Here is a 17,453-nt window from a genome sequence, read left to right as displayed (position 1 = left end):
GCTTAACCCCCGGCGCTTTGATCGTTGGACTCGGGAAGGGGCGCCACCACACCGCCAGCGGGGACGGCGTCGCGCGCAACCAATGCCGCGTCGCGACTGATGGCGGGACCCGGTGCGAACGTGCGCACGATCGGCCATGGAGCTTGCACGGCCAGGCGTGGGTCCAGTCCGAGCGCCTGCAACGTCCGCTGCTCGGATTGAATGCCGTATCGAACCCCCTGCGGCGAAAGCCAATACAGACTTTCGCGACTGTCGGCCGCTGCCACCCCGCTGGTGGTGGCGACGAAGTTGGCCGCACCCGGCAACACCAGTGTCTGGTGGGCCTCGGCCGAATCGGGGTTGCGGTCGTCGCGGACCAGGCGCACCACCCGGGAGTCCATGCCGATCGGCACCGGTAGTCCTCGCCCGGTGAAGATGGTGATCCGCGCTTGCGGGTCGCTGGACTGCTTCTCCCATCCGACGCAGGTGACCGGATTCGCGGTGGTGTCAACGAATTCCAGCTTCCCGGTCGGGTAATAGTCCACGTCCAGTACGTCGACGACGGGGATATGGATCAGTTTGTCGGGAGGTACCAGGGTGGGGGTGGTGTTTCCCTGCGAGTTGCCAGTGCGCAGCAAGTCGGCGACGAACGCGCTGACCTTCTGCACTCCGCCGGGTAACAGCACGTAGAAGCCGCTGACCGTGCCGCTGGCGTCGCGGGATTCCAGCACACTGCCGACCTTGTCGTCCGGTAACCACCGTGACGGTGTGCCGGCCTCCGGAACAGTGGGCAACACCAGCGGTTCCGTCGCGGGCATGGCGTCGAAAAGTGCGTTGGAGATTTCCATCGGGTAGGTGACGCCGGGGTCGAGGCCGAGGTTGAACGTCACCGACCGGTCCGTCGGGTCGATGCGCGAACGTTGCCCGCCCCAGATGACGTACGTCGCGCCCCTGTGCGTCGCCAATACCGCCTGGCGGGCTCCCATCGCGGTCGCCCTGCCCATCGGCATGAGTTGCCCCGCAATGGAAGTCACCACCGGCGACGTTCCGCTGCCCCGAGCACCTGCTCCGGTCTGCGCGGTGTCACAGATTGACCACGCCGAGACCGTGCTGCTGGTGACGGGCAGGCTGTCCGGCACTCCGGGTATGCCGATCATCGGACCGGTGGGGTATTTGGCGATTTCGCCGGGGGTCACCCAGGCGGGTGCCGCGGCGTTGCCGACCGCAAGCCGCGCCGACGTCAGATTCAACGCCGGATAGAGCCGGCCGTTGATCTTGGCGTAGACGGCACCTGTGTCGCGATTGCCGATGACGGCCGACTGACCGACCAGGCCCGCCGGCTTCATGATGTGCAACAGGGCCATCCACCCGACGCCCAGAAGAACCAAGACGATCGACAGCGCCACCGCGGCTTGTTGTTTGCGGTCGTCGTGTTTCATCCGTACCGAGAACCGCGTGATAGCGGCGCGTAACCGTCGGTTGTAGAACAGGTGCCCCGAATTCTGATCTCGGTTGGACAGATTGAGTGGCACAGTCATTCTCCTTCCGGCGGCGGATACGGAGCTATCCGCATCACCGACGTCACCGCAGCCGGCCGCCGTAACGTGCTTGGTTCTCGGCCTCCGCCTCTTCGCGCAGCGCTGCGATCGCAAGGTTCAATCTGTCGGCCAATTCGCCGTGGGCGTAACCCGTCATCACGCTCGGATGCAACGTCAACTTGAGCAACCGGCCGTCGGAATTTGCAACAGCGTGAATATCTCCGAGGTCCACGCTGTACGTGACGGTCTCGGCTTCTGCTACGAGTGCTTCCCATTTGTCGGCCGCTTCGCTCAGTTCACGTAGAACCGATTCGACGAGGTCCCGGTCGCTTTTATCACTCAATTCCGCGCGACTGTCCGGCCCCGACACCATGACAGTATGTCCATGGCTCTCACCTGCGTCAATTCACGTACGAGGCCATTGGTCGGCCGGTAGCGTATTGAGTTTTTGGAACCACGCGAAGTGGTAATTCGCCGTTATCTGATCACCGATGACACTGCCTTCGGTGGCGGCCAGCAACATACAGTTCAGCAACTGCGTGTAATTCACCGCGGGGTACTGGGCGATGAGCTGATATCGCGCCGTTTCAAGGTGTACGCGCAGTAGATCGATTTCGGCGGTCGCGGCCGCGGTTCGGGTGGCCGCCGCCTTGGCTAACCGGTGCACGATCCGGGGGAGTTCGTCGCTTTCCTGAGTCGCCGCGCTCAACTTCGCGCCCAGGTCCGCGACGGCCGGCAGCTCGAGGGGCCGCGTCGAGGATGCGGTGACGCCCAGGTCGCCCGTCGCACCCACCGGGTCACCCGGGGTGTATGTGGCCGTGCGGGTGGCCGGACCCAGCACCTCGATGGTTCGACCGGCTCGTCGCCCCGGTTCCAGGACCCGGACGGCGTCTGGCACGGCGATACCCGGTGGGATCCATCCGTGGGCCAGGTCGGTGACCAACACCGTCACCCCGTCCGCAGTTTCACCGACTGCCCAGCTCAGACGCGGCTCCTGACGAACCACGAAGCCCAGCAGCCGGCGCAACCGCTGGTCCTCGCCCTCCGGTGGTGCCACATCTGACACGGGCGGCGCAACGGGGGAGGGGCTCACCACCTCGGGTTCATCCACCTTGATCGGTGGCAGCACCAAGGTGGTTTCCAGGTCGCTGGCCGGGGAATGCCACTCGCCCCGAGGGCGCGGCTCGCCGGACGCCGGATGTTCGTGGTGTTTTTCGCGGAGTTGGCGCAGTGTCGACTCGACCCGCCGCACCGCCATGGCCCGCGCCTCATCGATGACCCGGGCTTCGGCTGCCCGTCGTGCCGAGTCGGCAATCGCGGCGCGGCGAACAGATTTCAGCTCCTCGTTGGCGTTGCTCGCGATCCGGTGCAAGTCATTTCTGAGAAGCTCTGCGTGCGAAGCCATTTCGCGGTCCTCTGCGGAGAGCTCCGGCGGCCATAGGCCACCAATCACCCACGGGGTGCAATCGGGCGGGGCGCTGAACGTGGGAATGGCGAGGGATTCTTGGGTCGCCTTGCGCAGGCGCTGCCGCGCCGCCCGCCGCCCGAAAATCGCCACCGGCTAAGCGTACCGGCAGCCCGTGGGCCGCTTCGGCGGTGAATTGTGTGGGCGACGCCGCCTCGCTAGCGTGGAGCCATGGCCGATTCTGCGCTGCAGCAGCAACTCGACGAGGTGCGTGCCTTGCTCGGCCGCGCGCGAGAGTTGTTCGGCCACAACCCTATCGAGCCGCCCGCCGACATCGCGCCTGATCCCGACAGCGGCAAGACCTGGCTGCTCTAGCCGTCAGCGGTCCCGTCGGCGCAGTTCATGGGCCAATAGCTTCTCGATGGCCGCATGCAGATCGTCGGCGGTCGGCACCTCCGCGGACGGCGTGTGGCCGGCGGCGACAATCTCGTCGCGCACCTCGAGCAACGCTTTCAGGCACGACACGTCGGCGGTGAGCAGGATGCCCTCGGCGAGCGTTGCGGCGTCGGTATCCATGGCCGCGTCGCTCAGCGCGACACTATGCAGGTATCCGCCGCGACACGATCGGACCAGGATGTGTCCGCTGGGGTGGACGGTGTCGAATGCGGGATTGGCCTCAGTCATCGGTCCTGGTCGATGATGCTGCCCAGGTCGCGCGCGGCCGTTTCCTCGTGCTGCTCCCACATGGTGGCCGAAGCCTGAAGATTCTGCGCGATATCGGCGTGGTTGTCGGCTTGCTGTTCATAGCATTGCCGCCGGAGTTCGAGCAGTTCCCGCCCGGCCTCCCGCAACTCGCTGAAGATGGGGCCCAGTGAGTCCAGACTCTCCTGGATCGCGGGGTGCGAGGCCGGGATGGTCCGCAAGTGCTCGGAGGTCTGCTCATGATGAGCGGCGGCTTCGCGTAGATGCGCCGGCACCACCCGGATTCGATCTGCCATCCGCTGTCTCCTCTGTTCTGCGCCGGCGGCCGCGGCCGGCGAACTGATCGGTGCGTCCTCAGGTCGCCGTCGACCGCGCCGACGGCTTGGTCGGTGTCGGCGCATCCGGTCCGGCCGGCGCCGTGGCGGTCGTCGGTGTGGGTGGATGCTCCCACCCTAGAAAGCTTGGTCCACTGACAGTGGAGATCTGCTGAATCTGCCCATCGAGGAGGGCTCTGCTGCGGCCGAGGGCAAGAGCGTGACGGTCGGTGAACATGCCGATGTCGCCGGGGACCAGCTGCGTAGCGTCCAAGGGTTTGGGGACGGCCGTGCCCGGCGGCGGTATGGTGATGCCCTGTTGTTGAAATGCCTCGGCGATGGGCGTTCCACCGGCCGCCGCCTTGATCGCCGCGGCGAGTTGCGGGCTTGCGGCGGTGACGGTTTCGCCGTTGGGCAGGGTCACGGTGGTCGGGCCGGCCGGTAAGGATTGCGGTTGGGCCGGTGGATCCTTCTCCTCGGCGTCGTCGGTGTTTTCTTCGTCGCCTTCTTCGGTTGACTTCCGATCGCGCGCGTCCGGCTCGTCGTCGAGGAGGTCGTCCTCGAAGTCTTCAGGCTCGCGATGCGATCGGCCGCCGGTCAGGTTTGCCAGCGGCAACTCACCGGGCCCGCCCCAGCTGGGCAGGCTTCCGCCGGCCGGCAAAGTCGCGCCACCAAACCCGGGCATGGGCATGGCCGGCGTCGGTGCGGTTGCCGGCACGCCGGCGCCGAGCGGTGTTGGGTTGGCGCTCAGCGAACTCGGCTCGTCCAGCAGCCCAGGCTCATCTAGCAGCAGAGAATCCAGTAAGGGGTCGGATCCGGCGTCCGGCGCCGTGGCCGGTTGTGTCCTGACGGCGCGGGCGGGCTGGGTTGCGGCCGGGGTAGCGGCTGGCCGGCGTTCGCTGGGACCGTCATCTTTCGACGCGTTGTACAGCGATGTCCAGGCAGCCATCAGAGCCGACTTCGACGTGTCGTCGAGGCTGGCATTGGCGACGACTCCGCGAATATCCCTGAGCTTGCCGATCAGGAACCGCTGGAAGTCGCGTGCGCCGGCGGGTGTGTCCAGGTCCGATCTGGTGCGTACCGCGGCCTCCACGTCGCGCTGCAATCGGTTCAACGCTTCGGCACCGTCGACGGTGTTGAGATGGGCGTTGAGAATCGCCGAGACGACTTGCAGGTCGAGCTGTGAAGTCACCGAATTCTGGTGTGCCAGAGCGGCTTCGGCGGCAGCGATAGCCTCGGCCGCATCGCCTTGTGCGGGGCCCGCCGGTGGGGCCGGGACAGGGCTGCGGTCGAGTATGTTCGCGTAGCGTTGGCGGATCTTGCCCAGGATCGCTGCCAGCGGTGCTGGGCCGGTTGCCGGTGACAGGACGGCGGCGACCTCAGTGGGTGTCAGCCCCACCTGCCACGCGTTCGGGTCACCGGTGCGTTCCCGTATCACCCCGAGCGTGTCGACCAAGTCGCTATACGTCGACATCTGGCCGGGAACCCTCCATGCCGCGGGACAGTACCCAAGCCCGCTACGAGCGACAATTCACCTTGGACACGCTTGTCGACAGCTGAGGGCTAGCCCGCAATCAGAGCGTACTGGTCCCGGATACCGTGCAGGACTGCCGCTTTCGCGCGGTCCAGCTCGCGGGCGTTGGCCACGATGGCTGCGATCTCCCGCTGTTTGGCGACCAAGAACCTCTGGAACTCGCGCGCTCCAACCGGCGTATCGACAGCGAACGTTTCCTGCTGTGGCACTGCGCGGTCGATCTCCGCGGCGATCGCATCGAGCCGACGGACACTGTCCCGCATTGCGGCGTGCGCGCTCTCGACTGCCTCGGCCAGAATCCGGTCGGCCTCGGCAACCGCGCTGTGTTGTCTGGCCAACGCCGCCTGCCGTGCCTGAATCGCGGCTATCGAGGATCCTGCTTGGTCCGACATGAGTTCAACCTTCTTACAGTGGGCGACGGATCTGCACGTTGCCGCCCAATGGACTGATGCGGACGGTGGCGCCCGAATACGGCGCTTCGACCACCATGTTGTTGCCGATGGCCAGTTGCACATGACCAGCGTGTGGAAACACGAGATCACCGGGCCGCACCTGCGAGCGAGGCACCGGAATCCCGTCGTTGATCTGTTGATAGGTCGTCCGATCCAGATGGACACCGGCCTGCGCGTAGGACCACTGGACCAGGCCGGAACAGTCGAATTGGTTCGGTCCGGTCGCGCCCCAGACATAGGGGCGACCCAACCGTGACAACGCCGCGCGCACGGCAATCCCGGCCCGGCCGTTTGCTGTGGGCAGTCGCAGAGCCGCCAAAGACGACGCCGACGCACGCCGATGGTGCCGGGTGCCGCGGTAGCGCAGCGCCCGCAAGGCGGCCAGGTGCCGTCGCGCCCGGTGGCGCGCCAACAAGACATGAGCGCGTTGGGAGCGCAGTCGCGCTGCCTGTCGGCGCATTGCTTCCCGCTGACCTAAGGGCGTTGTGGGAGTAAGGCTCGCGTCGGCGCGGGCCTCTTGGACGACGCGCCCGGTCCGGTCGCGGGCTGTCTCGTGGTCGTGGTGCGCCGCGCTGAGGATGGCGCTGGCAGCGGCGTCGGTTCGCGCGGCCGACAACAGGGCCGCGTGGCTGCGCTGCGCGGCCTGGTGGTAACTGCCCTGGGCAACAACAAGATTGGACGCAGTATGGGGAGACTGACGGAAGCGTTCGTTGTCCCCGTCGACGACGGGCGGGCGTCCCGCGCCGGCGAACATCTCATGGGCGCGGCTCAACAACTCAACTTCTGGACTCATCGCTCCCCTCACCGTCTGTTGCTCGGGTGTCGATGCCCGTCTCCGCCGCCTCCATTGCTTCGGTGAAGGCGCGGATCCGCGGCAGCGCATTGGGAGGAATGGCACCACGATTTCGGATGTCCCACAATTCGTCGCCACCAACACCGACAAGCGCGGCGATGACCGCTTCGGGCAACGGCGAGTGTGCGCAGGCGCGGTCGAACCGAGCGCTCAGGCTGGCCGGCATCCGCTCCAGCAAGGCGCCGCGCGTCGCTTCCAGCGCCTCCAAATGCTGCATCAACCGATCGGTCGAGTCAGTGCCGGCGTTGACCGCCACTCGCCAGGAGCTGGCGGCCAGCATCTCCGCCTTCACGCACTGCGCGATCACAGACAGAATATACGTCTCATATTCGTTTGATGTCGTCGCGGGCAGTCTTTCGATGACCGAACGGAGCGCATCGAGCTGTGCTTCGGCATAGCCTTCAAGGACGTCGGTGTCGCTGTGACGGTCGACGACGACTGCTCCGGTCCGCCTGACCGCAGCGGGCTCCGGTGGTTGGGCGGTGATCAGGCGGGCTAGTTCCGCGTCCGGATCGGCGGCGACCAGCAGCCGTGAATAGGTGCCGGGCGGCAGCCCTAGTCCGTTCTCAACCTTTTGAACTGTGCTTTTGTGCGGTTTGCGGGTGCCGCGTTCCAGGAAGCTCAGGCCCATGATGCTGACGCCGGTGGCGGCCGACAGATCGGCTAGCGACCAATCCCGCGACTCCCGCAACGCGCGGATCGCCGCGCCGGCCGACTCACGGCTCACCGCAGCCTCCGGCCATACGCGGATAGTACACAGCGGGGCCGACGACTTGTCGGATATACGTTCTTGTAGCAATTCTCTTGCGATCGCGTCGTATCGATGTATACGATTCTGCCTACGTTTCCCAGCCGATAAGGAGGCCGCGACATGGCAAACCCGTGTGCAACCAACCCGGAACTGTGGTTCGGCTACCCCGACGATGACGACGGCGACGGTGCGGCCAAGGCCCGTGCCTACGAACGGTCGGCCACCGAGGCCCGGATTCAGTGCCTACGCCGCTGCCCATTGGCACAGCAGCGGCTGTGCGCACAACGCGCCATCAAGCACCGCGAGGAGTACGGGGTTTGGGCTGGTGTGAAGCTGCCCGGCGGCCAATACCGAAAGCGCGAGCAGCTCGCCCGCGCGCACGAGGTGCTGCGGCGCATCGCCGCCGGCGAGATCAACGCCCGGCAGCTGCCCGAAAATGCGGCGCTGCTGGAGCGGCGCGAACATGACATCGTCCCCGTCACCGCGGTGGTCCTGCACTTGCCGACCGCACACACCGGTCCACGCACGGCGGCCTAGGGCCGGTGGGGCGCTCGCGCAGTTTGCTGCGAGAGTCGATGGGGTAGACGAGGGCGCAGCAACCGGTCGACCAAAGGGCGCATATCCATGACGTTCGATCTGACACCCACGGCAGCACAACACGACTTGGCCCGGCGCACACATGAGTTCGCCGAAGAAGTGATCCGGCCGGTTGCCCTCGACTACGACCAGCGCCAGGAGTTCCCCTGGCCGGTACTGGAGGAGGCCGCGCAGCGCGGCTTCTACAGTCCGCTGTTCTACCGCGACTTGATCGGCGACCCGACCGGCATTTCGCTGCCCATGTTCATGGAGGAGCTGTTCTGGGGTTGTGCCGGAATCGGTTTGGCGATCGTCATGCCGGCCCTGGCGTTGTCGGCGATCGGTCAGGCCGCATCGCCGGAACAGATGCTGCAGTGGGCTCCGGAGTGCTTCGGAACCCCGGGTGACCTCAAGCTGGCCGCCCTGGCCATCTCCGAACCCGAGGGCGGCAGCGACGTCCGAAACTTGCGCACACATGCGCGTCGGGACGGTGACGACTGGATCATCGACGGCCACAAGATGTGGATCGGCAACGGCGGCATCGCCAACGTGCACGTCGTCAATGCGGTTGTCGATCAGGAACTCGGTCACCGGGGGCAGGCGCTGTTCGTGGTGCCCGGCGGAACACCCGGTCTGGAGCTGGTGCGCAAGCTCGACAAGCTGGGTTGCCGGGCTTCCCACACCGCGGAGTTGCGCTTCAACGGTGTCCGCGTGCCGGGCGCCAACCTGCTCGGCGGGGACGAGAAGCTGGAGCACAAGCTGGCCAAGGCCCGGGAAGTGGTCGCGGGCGCCAAGCGGTCCGGCTCGGCGACGCTGGGCACCTTCGAACAGACTCGTCCGATGGTCGCCGCGCAGGCGATCGGCATCGCGCGCGCCGCACTGGAGTACGCAACGTCCTACGCCACCGAGCGAGAAGCGTTCGGCGGGCCGATCATCGACAACCAGGGCATCGCCTTCCCGCTGGCGGAACTGGCGACCCAGATCGATGCTGCGCGGCTGCTGACGTGGCGCGCATCGTGGATGGCGGCCAACGGCATCCCGTTCGAGCGTGGGGAGGGCTCGATGTCGAAGATGGCGGCCAGCGAAGTCGCGGTCAAGGCGACCGAGCGCGCTATTCAGACGATGGGCGGCTGGGGATACATCACCGATCACCCGGTGGAGAAGTGGTATCGGGATGCCAAGCTGTACACCATCTTTGAGGGCACCAGCGAGATCCAGCGCATGGTGATCGCCAACGCGCTGGGCGCCGCGGTCGACCGGCCGCCGCTGCATGTCGTGCTCGAGCCTTCGGGTGGACCGTTCAACCGGATGTTCGGCCGCGGCACTCCGCTGCGCTCTCGGGCCGCCGACGCGGCGTTGTCGATGAAGGACCGGATACCCGAGCCGGTGATGCGGGTCGCCATGAAGGCGCTGCAGCCCCCGGGCCGATAGCGGGCCGGGAGTATGGTCGCGGATGAACACCCGATTCGCACCGCGTCCGAAGAGTAGAAGATGAGCAACCTCGAGGCAGCACCAGCCGAGGTCGCTTGTCACCCTTCATATATCGATGACGCGTCGGTCGAAGTCCTGCGTCCACGCGAAGTGCCACTGGGTGGCCCCCGGGCCATCCGGGTACAGCGCACGCTGCCGCAGCGGCAGCGCTCGCTGACCGGTGCGTGGTGCTTCGTCGACCATTACGGGCCGGTCTCGGGTACGCGCATGGACGTGCCGCCGCATCCGCACACCGGTTTGCAAACGGCCAGCTGGTTGTTCAGCGGACTGGTGGAACACCGGGATAGCGCCGGAGTTCACACCCTGGTCCGCCCGGGAGAGCTCAACCTGATGACGGCGGGCGCGGGAATCTGTCACTCCGAGGTGTCCGTGGACTCCGAGCCGGTGCTACACGGCGCGCAGCTGTGGGTGGCCCTGCCAGACCACGCGCGCGACACCGGACGCGACTTCGCCCACTATGCGCCCCCACCCGTCGATCTGCCCGGTGCACAGGCGCGGGTGTTCCTGGGCGAACTGGCCGGAAGCCGTTCGCCTATAGACACTTTCACCCCGCTGCTGGGCGCTCAGATCGACCTCGATGCGGGGGGTGCGCTACAGCTGGACATCGACCCAGCGTTCGAGCACGGGGTGCTGTGTGATCAAGGGCCGGTCCGGATGTGCGGAACTGCCCTCGCGGTGGGTGATCTGGGCTACCAGGCCCCGGGCAACCGCACGCTGCAGTTGCACAACGTCACCGATAGACCGGCGCGCGTGCTGCTGCTGGGCGGCACGCCCTTCACCGAACAGTTGGTGATGTGGTGGAACTTTGTCGGGCGCAGCCACGACGACATCCTCACCTATCGCCGGCAGTGGCAGGACGCCGACGACCGCTTCGGCGACGTCAAGGGTTACCAGGGATCAGTCACCCGACTGCCCGCCCCGCCCCTGCCCACCACTCGGCTGCGGCCCCGGCCGCAGCCAGAACGAAAGGAGAATCGATGACCACGGACAAGACGGGCGCCGAAGCCACGGTCACCACCGAACCGCGTCGGTACACCATCGCCGTGGAAGGCAAGACCGTCGGCCTGGCCGACTACGCCGACCGCGGTGACCAGCGCGTCTTCTTCCACACTGAAATCGACCCGGAATTCGGCGGCCGCGGCTTGGCCACCATCCTGCTCGAGGAGGCGCTGGAAGAGGCCCGCTCGGAGGGTAAACGCATCGTGCCGGTCTGCTCCATGGTGAGCACGGTGCTCAAGAAGCATCCCGAGTTCAACGACATCACCGACCCCGTCACCGCTGAGGTGCGGGGCTGGGCTCAGACGCAGCCCAGCTAGCGGCCGTCGGTCTCCCAACCCGTGGGCAGCATCGGGCTGGTTGGTCCGCCGCCGAAGCTGTCGCCGGGCAGGGTCGTCAGTCCAGCCGCGTCGGCCTGGCCGTTGGCCGCGGTACCTTCGAAGCCCATTTGCCCCGCACCCAGGGTTGACGCGGCCACCACCGGATCCGGCACCGGCTCAGCGCCGGAGCCGCCGTTCGTGTCGTAGTCCATGAACTCGTCGGCGTACTGACGTTCCGGCATGGTGTCCTTACGCTTGCGGCGGGCAAGGCGCCTGTCGCGCGCGGACACCCCCGCCGCGGCGGCCGGGACACTCGCCGACGGAGCCTTCGCTGCGGTCCTGTCGCGCAGGATGGGCGTGAACCCCTCACCGGGATCCATGCCGCCCACGGCGTACGGCACGATCGTCGCCGCCGGGGCCGCCGGAGCCGCCGACGTCGGCGCCGCGCCCGCGCTGCCGGCCGCCGAAGCTGCGGGTGCGCCAGCCGGACCGGCCACGGTGGGGGCCAAACCCACCACCGGCCAGCTGGATTGGTGCGCGACCTGGACCGGTACTGCAGCGGCGGCGGCGCCACCTTCTGCGGCCAGAGCCGGCGCTTGCTCCAAGAATTGCTGGGCCACGCCGATGACCACCCCCAGTGTGATGGCCAGCAGGGGCTGCAACAGCAGCTGAGGATAGGTCAGCGCCGCCGCCACCCAGGTTATCGCTTGGTAGGCGACCGCGAACAGCAGCGGCCCCCAGGTGACCAGTGCCTGCGCCGGGTTGGTCATGAAGTCGGTGACCAACTTGATGCTGTTGCCGATCGGATCCTGCAAGAAGTTGGTGATCGGCTCGAACAGCTGCTGCACGTAGTTCGAGTACGCCTGCAGCAGCTGGGAGATGATGTCGGCGAGGTTGAGTTGGCTGCCCGAGTCGGCCGCCGGCGCGGCCGCGGCCAGCTGGCTGGTCTGCGCGGCGTCGCCGATGTCGGACGTCATCACCATCGGCGCCGGCGCGGTGGGCGGGACGGCGCCCAGCGCCGCGGCCGACATGGCCTCGTATCCGCTCATCGTCGTGGCGGCCTGGGTCCACATGCGGACGTAATCGGCTTCGTTGAGGGCGATCGGGATGGTGTTGATGCCGAAGAAGTTCGTCGCGACCAGCACCCCATGGGTGATGTGGTTCGCGGCCAGTTCGGCCAGCGTAGGCATCATCGCCAGGGCCGTCGTGTACGCCGCCGCGGCGGCCTCGTGCTGCGCGGCGGCCGCGTCGCTCTTGCCGCGCGCCTGGGCCAGCCACGCCAGGTAGGGCACGTGCGCCGCGACGTACTGCTCCGCGCTCGGCCCCTGCCACGCACCGGCCTGCACCGCACCCAGCAAACCGGAGAGCTCGGCCATCGCGTCGGCGTATTCGGCGCTCAATGCCTGATAACCGCCCGCGGCGGCCAACAATGAACCTGGCCCCGGTCCGCTGGAAAGCAACGTGGAATGCACCTCCGGCGGCAGCGCCATCCAGATGAAGCTCATGCCGCCGCACCTCGCGGGCGCACGTTCGGGCTTTGGACAGCAACGGGCGCCACGCCCTCAGTTACCGCCCACCGAGTCATCTCGTTGCACTCCTCCCGTGCGCAAGCCGGCCTTACTGCACCGTACCGAAGATTGCTTAGGCTCCCCTAACCGCTAGGGTAGCGGGCACCGGTTGGACGGGAAACCCCGGCAATCGGCTCGCCGCCGTCCACGCTTTGCTTCAGCTTCGAATGCCTGCTTATGACGAATGACCGGGACGCTGCTCGTGGCGTCGAGTCACCGGGTTCCGGCCTGGACGCTGCGGCGCACGGGGTCGGTTTGGCACCGGTGCTGCAGCCGATCGTCGCCTTGCCGGACGGCAGCGTTGTCGGCTTCGAGGCCCTGGCCCGGTGGCCGTCACTGGGCAATTCCAGTCCGCTCGACGTGTTCGCCTACGCCACGGCCGCCGGACGACTCGACGAACTCGATCAGCGGTGCATCGACGCGGCGATCCATACCGCCTTGGACCTGTCGTTGCCTGCCGGCACCATGCTGTCGATCAACTGCGAACCACTGAGCGCATATGTCGGGCGCGCCCACAACGCGGTGCTGGCCCGCGGCCATGACGAGCTTGCGCTGATGTTCGAGATCACCGAACGCAGTCTGCTGACCCATCCGCATGCGTTACTCGCCAAGGTGGCGGCGCTGCGTCAAGACGGCTTTGCGATCGCGCTGGATGACGTTGGCGCACATCCTGATTCGCTGGCGCTGCTGGATATCCTCGCGCCAGACGTCATCAAGCTCGACCTACCTCTCGTGCAGGCTCAGCCCCGTCGCAGTCAAGCGCGGACCTTGGCGGCAATCCTGGCTCACCAGGAGCGGGCCGGTGCACTGGTACTCGCAGAGGGGATCGAAAACGACGACCACTTGGAACAGGCGCTGGCGTTGGGCGCCGAACTCGGCCAGGGATTCAAATACGCCTACTCCGGTCCTGAGGCCGCACCGCGCGGGTGGATGCCGCCCAACAACACTGCCCCGGCCGAGCCGTCGTCGGGTTCGCCGTTTGACCTCCTCACCAACGACGCGCCGCTGCGCACGGTCCGCAAAGAGACGCTGACCGCGATTTGTCAGCACATCGAGGATCAGGCCACCCAGACCGCCGACCCGCCGATCGTGCTGGTGGCGCTGCAAGAGGCACGTTACTTCACCGCCGCGACCCGGCGGCGCTACCTGGAACTGGCCGAATCTTCGCCGCTGGTCGCCGTGTTCGGTCAACACTTGCCGTCCCGATTGGGGCCCGGCATCCGCGGTGTGCACCTGGACCCGCAGGATCCGTTGCGTCACGACTGGGTGGTGCTGGCGTTGGGGGCCCAGGTCGCCGTTGCGCTGATCGCCCGAGAACGCCGCGGCGATGCTAATCAGCGCAGAGCCGACCAGGACCGGCGCTTCGATTTCACCATTACCTACGACCGGTCGCTGGTGACCGCCGCCGCGCAGAATCTGCTTGACCGCATGCTCTAGCAAGTCGACGCTGCGCGCCTAGGGTGGTTGCGTGGTCGCCGTTGGCGCATTGACGGTCGTCGATGATGTGCGCCCGGCGCGGTGGCTGACCGAACGCATCCACACGTTCGCAGCCGACGTGGGGTCGCTGCTTCCGGACATTTTCGACGCCTATGCGCGGGTCTTTCATCCCGCCCACGACGGCGGCGTCCCGGTGCCCTGGGCAGACATCGCCCGCGCCAATAACAAAACGGTGCACCCGCAGATGCAGTTCAACCGACTACTGGGCTACGCATCTCGATATGTCGCGGGATACCGCGCCGAGCAAGCCGGCCTGTTCAACGACGCCCCGGCCGTCGGAACGCTACCTGCCGAGATCGCGCGGACGCTGGCCCGCATGTTTACTCGCCATACCGCCGATGCAGGCGACTGCTGGTTTGCGGTGTGGACGGGTTGGGGGGACCTGCACGAGGCGTTTCATAGCCATCCGACCTTCGGGCTACCCGGCCGCGACTACTACCTGGCGCACGGTCCCGTCGCCGCCGCGGCCCAGTCGGTTGCCGTCGAGCCTTGGTCGCACCGGTCCTGCAACCTGTGGTGGCCCGGTGACCGATCCTGGTGCGTCACAACAGATATCGACCTCGACAGCACCTACATCGGCGCCTCCCAGGCCTGCATCGAGGAGCTGCTGGCGGACCCAGGACTGGAAGCGGCGCAGATCGACCCGACTGCAGGCATCACCGCCGACAGCGACACCCTCAACGCAGCACCGCCCGGCGAGCTACCCGGAATCGGCTCCCATCCCTAGGCATGGGAAGTAGACCATCCGACGAGTACTGATCTTGGAACGCACCGCCTGAGGAGGGCGCAACAGTGGTCACTGCGGTTCACAAGCGCAATCCCCCGATCGGTGGTGGACCGAGTGCTCGGCGTCGCACAATAGAACTTTCACCGTAGCGAGCTTCACCGGTAATCACCGAAGCGGCGGGCCATCTCGCCATGAAACCCGCGGCTCATGGCCTCATCGATCTTGTGGCCTCTGCGGCCTACCTGACGTAGGACCGCTCGCTGCGACGGTCGCACGTGTTCTCCTTGCTCCTGAAGCTCGCCCGCGATGTTGAGCGCGGGCAAGTCGCGTAAGTCGTCGTCGGACAAGAGCTTGAACGCCGCGCCAAGCATGGCGAAATGGCACCACCCTTGCCCGGCGCACGCCGGCGGCGTCGGTTGTCCAACTTAGGTGTCATCTACACTCCGCAGCTGTGGCCCCTGCCTCGCGGGTGCGGCCCGTGTGGGCTGCCGATGTGTCGCTCAATGCGATATGGGCTGCTACTGGCGAGTCAGCAGAGTGGATCGCTGAGCGTACCGGCACACTGCTTGTTACGTTGGGGGCAGCGCTGGGCATCTCGGCGTGGGAAACTCCGCAGCATGAACGGTGGGATGGGTCACCAGATGCACTCGCAGATATTGTCAGAGGTCACGTATCAGTCGGGACTTTCGGCGATCCAGAACCGGAGAGCGGTTATGTCTTCACGCTGTCAGGTGCCAGCCCGCGCATGGTGCTTCATGCGCAGGTCTCGGCAGGTTCGCGCTCGATCGGCAGGCGTGTTCCGCTGCATACCGTTTCGATAGACCTGCGTGAGCTGGTGTCGGGCGGTGTTACCGGGCATATTGGTGACACCCTCTGCGTGGCTGTGGTTGAGGCTTGGAAGCCGCTGGCCTTGAGTCTGGCCGACTCGGCGGTGAACCGAACTGCTCGTCGCGGCGGTTGGAAGATCCCCGTCGGGTACCGAACATGGATTAGCGGACGCGTCGGACCCATCAAAAAGCTGGCGAAAGGATTGGCATCCAGAGAGCTGGCCGAGGGGAGACTGATCTCGGCCCCCGATGATTGGCCCGCCGATCGCGTTGTCGCGGCAATGACTGCAACCCTTACCACCAATGGCCTCGACGAAGTCTCTCATTGAGGGACACCAAGTTATGGAGTTGCGGCGCTTGCTACGTGGGTACCCGCCGCTTCGCAAAGGTTCTCCCGCTATGACCATGCAGGTACAGGGTCCCACGGATGGCAGAGCGTCCACTTACCATGTTGGCGATTCGCCCGGCTCGTTCTCGCGCCGGGCGAACATCCCTGACACGTTGTTGTCAGGACATCGCTGACAGTAGCGGTGCTGTCGGCGGTTGGGCGTCCTTGCGGGGCCGGCCGCGCTTTCTGCCATTGCTGTGGTAGGCGACCGGCCCGCGGATCAGTTCTCGCAGCACGGCTCCGGTAGTGCGGTCGAGGACTACGACGCGGTCTGGCGTGGTCTCGATGACGGTGACCTGTGGGCCCTTCCAATGCATGCCGATGCCGTCGTGGGTTCAGGGGGTAATTGCAACACTTCGTAGTAAGGAGTGTTCGGTGACGCGCCAATGGCAGGGGTTATCTGGGTCAAGTCCATGGACGTGGTGTATGACGTCGTCGTGTGATTCTTCGACTTGGTGATTACGCGGTCAGTGCCGCTGGGGTGGCCTCCTGTTCTGTGGTGGTGTCGGTGGTAAGGCGGGATTTGCTGAGGACGTATAGGCCTAGATAGCGGCGTGATTCGGCCCATTCGTCGTGTAGTTCTACCAGGACGGCGCCGACGAGGCGGATCAGTGCATCGCGGTCGGGGAAGATTCCGATGACGTCGGTGCGGCGTCGGATTTCTTTGTTGAGTCCGATCGAATTGTGCTGCAACGGATTGCGCGTCGGGTTGGTCGAACACTGAGTGCAGCAGCGTTTTGACACGGCCACGAGGATTTCGGCGTGATGGCCATGAGGTTGGTGGCGTAGTGGGTGCGACACCGCTGCCAGGACGCACCGGGCAGGGTCGCGCCGATCGCCGATAAGAGTCCGGCGTGAGCATCGCTGGTGATCGTCGCACCCCGGACAGGCCGCGGGCGGTCAGGGAGCGCAGAACGTCAGCACCCCGCGACATTGACCACCCGGCCGGCGTCCCGGACCTTCAGGACCAAAGCATCGGCGGCCATGAACGTGTACGGGCCGGCGTCGAGCGGGCGGGTGCGAAACGCCTCGACGGCGGTGTCGAGTTCTTTGGCCATCACCGACACCTGCGACTTTGACAAGCTGGTGATCCCGAGGGTCTCGACGAGTTTGTCCATCCGCCGAGTGGACACCCCGAGCAGATAACACGTCGTCACCACCGTCGTCAGGGCCCGTTCAGCGCGTTTGCGCCGTTCCAGCAACCAGTCCGGGAAGTAAGACCCTGCCGCAGCTTGGGGATCGCCAGATCCAAACTGCCCGCGCGGGTGTCGAATTGACGGTGTCGGTAGCCGTTGCGTTGATTGGTGCGTTCGGCGCTGCGTTGGCCGTAGCCCGCGCCGCACACCGCGTCGGCTTCTGCTCCCATCAGGGTGTGGATGAACGTGGCCAGCAGCTCGCGCAGTACGTCGGGGTGGGTGGTGATGAGTCGTTCCGCCAGTAGCTGTGGCCAGTCGATATCGTGGGCAGCGGTCATCGCGTAGATTCCTTTGCTCGAGTGACTTTGGTCGGTCTCTCGAAGAATCACGCGATGACCC

20 protein-coding genes and 1 pseudogene are annotated in these 17,453 nt (G+C 66.3%); 8 read left to right on the top strand and 13 right to left on the bottom strand.

Annotated features, from left to right (window positions below; all coding sequences use genetic code 11):
• Window positions 1–2: 2 nt before the first annotated feature.
• From eccB to I2456_RS00285, 3 genes are read right to left on the bottom strand one after another with little or no spacing between them, the layout of a single operon-like run.
• Entirely contained in the window at window positions 3–1,511 is a 1,509-nt protein-coding gene (gene eccB / locus I2456_RS00295) for a type VII secretion protein EccB (protein ID WP_085074442.1), read from the bottom strand.
• Window positions 1,512–1,560: 49 nt separating this feature from the next.
• Entirely contained in the window at window positions 1,561–1,890 is a 330-nt protein-coding gene (locus I2456_RS00290; RefSeq protein ID WP_068024098.1) for a DUF2710 family protein, read from the bottom strand.
• Window positions 1,891–1,923: 33 nt separating this feature from the next.
• Window positions 1,924–3,075 carry a DUF5631 domain-containing protein gene (locus I2456_RS00285; RefSeq protein WP_085074416.1) on the bottom strand — a complete coding sequence of 384 codons (1,152 nt, stop codon included), beginning with the start codon at window positions 3,073–3,075 and terminating at the stop codon, window positions 1,924–1,926.
• A 78-nt stretch (window positions 3,076–3,153) separates the two neighbouring features.
• On the opposite strand from I2456_RS00285, the gene I2456_RS00280 reads away from it, so the two are divergent.
• Window positions 3,154–3,297, top strand: a complete 144-nt coding sequence (locus tag I2456_RS00280; RefSeq protein ID WP_165612689.1) for a hypothetical protein — start codon at window positions 3,154–3,156, stop codon at window positions 3,295–3,297.
• Between the two features lie 3 nt (window positions 3,298–3,300).
• Here the strand turns inward: I2456_RS00280 and I2456_RS00275 are convergent, their stop codons facing one another.
• The 6 genes from I2456_RS00275 to I2456_RS00250 all read right to left on the bottom strand — a co-directional run bounded on the left by I2456_RS00275 (window position 3,301) and on the right by I2456_RS00250 (window position 7,504).
• On the bottom strand, window positions 3,301–3,606 hold the full coding sequence (locus I2456_RS00275) for a DUF2694 family protein (RefSeq protein ID WP_068024092.1): 306 nt from the start codon (window positions 3,604–3,606) through the stop codon (window positions 3,301–3,303).
• Complete coding sequence (locus tag I2456_RS00270) at window positions 3,603–3,920, bottom strand: ESX-1 secretion-associated protein (protein WP_085074417.1); 318 nt, start codon at window positions 3,918–3,920, stop codon at window positions 3,603–3,605. Before I2456_RS00270 ends, I2456_RS00275 begins: the two co-directional genes overlap by 4 nt.
• A 58-nt stretch (window positions 3,921–3,978) precedes the next feature.
• Complete coding sequence (locus I2456_RS00265) at window positions 3,979–5,412, bottom strand: DUF4226 domain-containing protein (protein WP_085074418.1); 1,434 nt, start codon at window positions 5,410–5,412, stop codon at window positions 3,979–3,981.
• A gap of 89 nt (window positions 5,413–5,501) precedes the next feature.
• On the bottom strand, window positions 5,502–5,864 hold the full coding sequence (locus I2456_RS00260; RefSeq protein ID WP_085074419.1) for a DUF4226 domain-containing protein: 363 nt from the start codon (window positions 5,862–5,864) through the stop codon (window positions 5,502–5,504).
• Window positions 5,865–5,877: 13 nt separating this feature from the next.
• The gene (locus I2456_RS00255; RefSeq protein ID WP_085074420.1) at window positions 5,878–6,717 is read right to left on the bottom strand and encodes a C40 family peptidase; all 840 of its coding nucleotides are present in this window, start codon (window positions 6,715–6,717) and stop codon (window positions 5,878–5,880) included.
• Window positions 6,701–7,504, bottom strand: a complete 804-nt coding sequence (locus I2456_RS00250; RefSeq protein WP_085074421.1) for a helix-turn-helix domain-containing protein — start codon at window positions 7,502–7,504, stop codon at window positions 6,701–6,703. Before I2456_RS00250 ends, I2456_RS00255 begins: the two co-directional genes overlap by 17 nt.
• A 144-nt stretch (window positions 7,505–7,648) precedes the next feature.
• Between I2456_RS00250 and I2456_RS00245 the strand changes: the two genes are divergently transcribed.
• From I2456_RS00245 to I2456_RS00230, 4 genes are all read left to right on the top strand, one after another.
• On the top strand, window positions 7,649–8,065 hold the full coding sequence (locus tag I2456_RS00245; protein ID WP_085074422.1) for a WhiB family transcriptional regulator: 417 nt from the start codon (window positions 7,649–7,651) through the stop codon (window positions 8,063–8,065).
• Between the two features lie 87 nt (window positions 8,066–8,152).
• Window positions 8,153–9,535 (top strand): acyl-CoA dehydrogenase family protein, encoded by a 1,383-nt coding sequence (locus I2456_RS00240; RefSeq protein WP_068024070.1) that lies wholly within the window; start codon window positions 8,153–8,155, stop codon window positions 9,533–9,535.
• A gap of 60 nt (window positions 9,536–9,595) precedes the next feature.
• Entirely contained in the window at window positions 9,596–10,576 is a 981-nt protein-coding gene (locus I2456_RS00235) for a pirin family protein (protein WP_085074423.1), read from the top strand.
• Window positions 10,573–10,911 carry a GNAT family N-acetyltransferase gene (locus I2456_RS00230; protein ID WP_068024064.1) on the top strand — a complete coding sequence of 113 codons (339 nt, stop codon included), beginning with the start codon at window positions 10,573–10,575 and terminating at the stop codon, window positions 10,909–10,911. Before I2456_RS00235 ends, I2456_RS00230 begins: the two co-directional genes overlap by 4 nt.
• Here I2456_RS00230 and I2456_RS00225 read toward each other — a convergent pair.
• Entirely contained in the window at window positions 10,908–12,416 is a 1,509-nt protein-coding gene (locus I2456_RS00225; RefSeq protein WP_241007821.1) for a PPE family protein, read from the bottom strand. The two genes, I2456_RS00230 and I2456_RS00225, sit on opposite strands and share 4 nt — an antisense overlap.
• A gap of 240 nt (window positions 12,417–12,656) precedes the next feature.
• Here I2456_RS00225 and I2456_RS00220 point away from each other — a divergent pair, with 240 nt between their 5' ends.
• Together I2456_RS00220 and I2456_RS00215 are read left to right on the top strand one after the other, a co-directional pair.
• Window positions 12,657–13,916 (top strand): sensor domain-containing phosphodiesterase, encoded by a 1,260-nt coding sequence (locus I2456_RS00220; protein ID WP_085074424.1) that lies wholly within the window; start codon window positions 12,657–12,659, stop codon window positions 13,914–13,916.
• 31 nt (window positions 13,917–13,947) lie between these two features.
• Window positions 13,948–14,703, top strand: coding sequence for a hypothetical protein (locus tag I2456_RS00215; protein WP_085074425.1), 756 nt, complete (start codon window positions 13,948–13,950; stop codon window positions 14,701–14,703).
• Between the two features lie 155 nt (window positions 14,704–14,858).
• On the opposite strand, the gene I2456_RS00210 is transcribed toward I2456_RS00215, so the two are convergent.
• Window positions 14,859–15,074, bottom strand: coding sequence for a hypothetical protein (locus tag I2456_RS00210; protein WP_085074426.1), 216 nt, complete (start codon window positions 15,072–15,074; stop codon window positions 14,859–14,861).
• Between the two features lie 107 nt (window positions 15,075–15,181).
• Here I2456_RS00210 and I2456_RS28260 point away from each other — a divergent pair, with 107 nt between their 5' ends.
• Window positions 15,182–15,859: a hypothetical protein gene (locus I2456_RS28260; protein WP_241007820.1), complete on the top strand. Its 678-nt coding sequence runs from the start codon at window positions 15,182–15,184 to the stop codon at window positions 15,857–15,859.
• A gap of 178 nt (window positions 15,860–16,037) precedes the next feature.
• Here the strand turns inward: I2456_RS28260 and I2456_RS00200 are convergent, their stop codons facing one another.
• Both I2456_RS00200 and I2456_RS00195 read right to left on the bottom strand, forming a co-directional pair.
• A complete protein-coding gene (locus I2456_RS00200; RefSeq protein WP_085074427.1) occupies window positions 16,038–16,235 on the bottom strand; it encodes a hypothetical protein in 198 nt (65 codons plus the stop codon).
• A gap of 142 nt (window positions 16,236–16,377) precedes the next feature.
• Window positions 16,378–17,392: pseudogene (locus I2456_RS00195) on the bottom strand (transposase).
• Window positions 17,393–17,453: the final 61 nt, after the last annotated feature.

The organism is Mycobacterium kubicae (assembly GCF_015689175.1).
GTDB lineage: Bacteria > Actinomycetota > Actinomycetes > Mycobacteriales > Mycobacteriaceae > Mycobacterium > Mycobacterium kubicae.
The sequence above is the reverse complement of the archived record's forward strand: the minus strand, read 5'-3'. Positions and strand labels throughout refer to the sequence as shown.

Coding starts and splice junctions, on each gene's coding strand:
- I2456_RS00230 (WP_068024064.1), top strand. CDS start 10,573: ATGACCACGGACAAGACGGGCGCCGAAGCCACGGTCACCACCGAACCG.
- I2456_RS00290 (WP_068024098.1), bottom strand. CDS start 1,890: ATGGTGTCGGGGCCGGACAGTCGCGCGGAATTGAGTGATAAAAGCGAC.
- I2456_RS00260 (WP_085074419.1), bottom strand. CDS start 5,864: ATGTCGGACCAAGCAGGATCCTCGATAGCCGCGATTCAGGCACGGCAG.
- I2456_RS00275 (WP_068024092.1), bottom strand. CDS start 3,606: ATGACTGAGGCCAATCCCGCATTCGACACCGTCCACCCCAGCGGACAC.
- I2456_RS00255 (WP_085074420.1), bottom strand. CDS start 6,717: ATGAGTCCAGAAGTTGAGTTGTTGAGCCGCGCCCATGAGATGTTCGCC.
- I2456_RS00245 (WP_085074422.1), top strand. CDS start 7,649: ATGGCAAACCCGTGTGCAACCAACCCGGAACTGTGGTTCGGCTACCCC.
- I2456_RS00235 (WP_085074423.1), top strand. CDS start 9,596: ATGAGCAACCTCGAGGCAGCACCAGCCGAGGTCGCTTGTCACCCTTCA.
- I2456_RS00270 (WP_085074417.1), bottom strand. CDS start 3,920: ATGGCAGATCGAATCCGGGTGGTGCCGGCGCATCTACGCGAAGCCGCC.
- I2456_RS00280 (WP_165612689.1), top strand. CDS start 3,154: ATGGCCGATTCTGCGCTGCAGCAGCAACTCGACGAGGTGCGTGCCTTG.
- I2456_RS00200 (WP_085074427.1), bottom strand. CDS start 16,235: ATGCATTGGAAGGGCCCACAGGTCACCGTCATCGAGACCACGCCAGAC.
- I2456_RS00210 (WP_085074426.1), bottom strand. CDS start 15,074: ATGCTTGGCGCGGCGTTCAAGCTCTTGTCCGACGACGACTTACGCGAC.
- I2456_RS00220 (WP_085074424.1), top strand. CDS start 12,657: ATGACGAATGACCGGGACGCTGCTCGTGGCGTCGAGTCACCGGGTTCC.
- I2456_RS00265 (WP_085074418.1), bottom strand. CDS start 5,412: ATGTCGACGTATAGCGACTTGGTCGACACGCTCGGGGTGATACGGGAA.
- I2456_RS00240 (WP_068024070.1), top strand. CDS start 8,153: ATGACGTTCGATCTGACACCCACGGCAGCACAACACGACTTGGCCCGG.
- I2456_RS00225 (WP_241007821.1), bottom strand. CDS start 12,416: ATGAGCTTCATCTGGATGGCGCTGCCGCCGGAGGTGCATTCCACGTTG.